The organism is Streptomyces sp. NPDC046759, assembly GCF_040645475.1.
Taxonomy (GTDB): Bacteria; Actinomycetota; Actinomycetes; order Streptomycetales; family Streptomycetaceae; genus Streptomyces.
The window spans coordinates 1-1,268 of the sequence record NZ_JBEYYJ010000087.1; the positions used below are offsets into that span (position 1 = coordinate 1).

Annotated in this window: 1 protein-coding gene; it reads right to left on the reverse strand. The window is 68.6% G+C overall.

The window, feature by feature from the left end; translation table 11 throughout:
• Positions 1-1,268, reverse strand: a 1,268-nt coding sequence (locus ABZ919_RS41495) for an acyltransferase domain-containing protein (protein ID WP_361259519.1), incomplete at both ends; no start/stop codon positions are given.

A 1,268-nucleotide genomic window follows, 5' to 3' on the forward strand; every position in this document is an offset into this window, starting at 1 on the left:
AGCCAGTAGCGGTGGCGTTGGAAGGCGTAGGTGGGCAGGTCGACACGGGTGGCACCGGTACCGGTGAACACCGCCTTCCAGTCCACGTCCACACCATGGACCCAGGCCCGGCCCAACGCCGAGAGCAGTGTCTGCTCCTCCGGCCGCCCCCCACGCAACGCCGGCACGAACACCGCATCACCGGCCACCTGCGAACCCGGACCCGTCAGAACACCATCCGGACCCAACTCCACGAACACCGACACACCCTGCGCCACCAACCCCCGCACACCATCAGCGAAACGAACCGCCTCACGGACATGCCGCACCCAGTACTCCGGGACACAGATCTCCCCCGCCCCAGCGACCCGCCCAGTCACGTTCGACACCACAGGAACCCGCGGAACCAAATAGCTCAGACCTTCGGCCACCGCCCGAAACTCCGCCAGCATCGGCTCCATACGCGGCGAATGAAACGCATGCGACACCGCCAACCGCTTGACGCGACGCCCCCGCCCCGACAACTCCCCCGCCAACGCCTCAACAGCATCCCCGTCACCGGAAACCACCACCGACACAGGACCATTGACAGCCGCGACACCCACCCGGCCCCCACACCCCGCCAGCAGACCGGCCACCTCGTCCTCAGAGGCCTCCACCGCCACCATCGCCCCACCAGCAGGCAACGCATCCATCAACCGGCCACGCGCCGCCACCAACCGCGCCGCATCCTCAAGCGACCACACACCAGCCACATGCGCAGCCACCAACTCACCCACCGAATGCCCGCCCACAAAATCCGGACGCACACCGAAAGACTCCACCAACCGGAACAACGCCACCTCGACGGCGAACAACGCCGCCTGCGTGAACACCGTCCGATCCAGCAAACCCGCATCCGAACCGAACACCACACCCCGGACACCGACCTCAACACCCAGCGCCCCACCCAGCTCCCGATCCAACGCCGCACACGCCTCATCGAAAGCCCCCGCGAACACCGGGAAACGCCCATACAACTCCCGGCCCATCCCCAGCCGCTGCGACCCCTGACCCGAGAACAGCACCGCCAACCGGCCACCCACCGCGCCACCCGCGATCAGACCCGGCACCGACTCCCCCCGCGCCAACCCCTCCAGCCCCGCCACCAACTCCCCACCCGAGGACCCGACCACCACCGCCCGGTCCTCCAAAGCCGCCCGCCCCGCCAGCGACCAACCCACATCCACCAACGACACACCCTCGCCCACACAGGACAGCAACCGCCCCGCCTGCGCCCGCAACGCCCC